The sequence below is a fragment of the Streptomyces tyrfis genome, assembly GCF_037034285.1.
Classification (GTDB): Bacteria; Actinomycetota; Actinomycetes; order Streptomycetales; family Streptomycetaceae; genus Streptomyces.
Genome location: NZ_JBAGJZ010000119.1, coordinates 1 through 890, shown reverse-complemented (window position 1 = coordinate 890; position 890 = coordinate 1). Strand labels below are relative to the sequence as shown.

General features: G+C 63.8%; 2 protein-coding genes. Both read right to left on the bottom strand.

Translation table 11 applies throughout. The features are described 5' to 3' along the window. Positions 1 to 14: 14 nt before the first annotated feature. A complete protein-coding gene (gene ilvN / locus WA762_RS35460; protein WP_335941711.1) occupies positions 15 to 539 on the bottom strand; it encodes an acetolactate synthase small subunit in 525 nt (174 codons plus the stop codon). 2 nt (positions 540 to 541) lie between these two features. After that, positions 542 to 890 (bottom strand): thiamine pyrophosphate-dependent enzyme (locus WA762_RS35455; protein ID WP_335941710.1); only part of this gene is annotated, 349 nt, incomplete at its 5' end.

The following is an 890-nucleotide window of genomic DNA, read 5'->3' as shown; positions in this document are numbered from 1 at the left end:
GTCGGGTTGAGCGGTCAAGCGGTGCGTCGGAGTTCGTGGGCTATGCGGTGGCTAATGGAGTGGGGGCCGCGGCCGATGGCGATCGTCCCGGACTGGACCAGTTCCTTGATGCCGAAGGGCTCCAGCATCCTGAGCATGGCCTCCAGCTTGTCGGCGCTGCCCGTGGCCTCGATCGTGACCGCCTCCGGGGAGACGTCCACGGTCTTGGCACGGAACAGCTGAACGATCTCGATGATCTCGGAGCGCGTACGGCTGTCGGCTCGGATCTTGGCGAGTACCAGTTCACGCTGGATGGCGGATACCGGTTCGAGCTCGACGATCTCCAGGACGTTGACCAGCTTGCCGACCTGGCTGACGACTTGTTCGAGAAGGTCGTCTTCGGCGTTGACCACGATGGTGATCCGGCCGATGGCCGGGTGTTCCGTCAGCCCTTCAGCGAGGGAGTCGATGTTGAAGCCGCGGCGGGAGAACAGGGCGGTGATCCGGGCGAGGACCCCGGGCTTGTTCTCGACCAGGACGGAGAACGTGTGCTTGGGCATGGTCAGGTGAGATTTTCTGAGGTGTGGTCCTCGGGAGCGTTATCGAAGCGGGGGCGGACGTTCAAGGCGGTCATGATGGCGTCGTTGGAGGTGCCGGCGGCGACCATCGGCCACACCATCGCGTCCTCGTGGACGATGAAGTCGACCACCACGGACTGGTCGTTGATCGAGTTCGCTTTCGCGATCACGGTGTCGAGGTCGGCTGCGTCTTCGCAGCGCAGCGCGACACAACCCATGGCCTCGGACAGCTTCACGAAGTCGGGCACGCGGGTGCCGTGCACGCGAGAGCTGGACTCGCCATGGAGTTGGGTATTGGAGTAGCGCTGGTTGTAGAAGAGGGTCTGCCACTGG

What these genes read in the sequence shown, in the direction of transcription:
- ilvN (WP_335941711.1), bottom strand. Translation starts at nt 539, where the DNA reads ATGCCCAAGCACACGTTCTCCGTCCTGGTCGAGAACAAGCCCGGGGTC.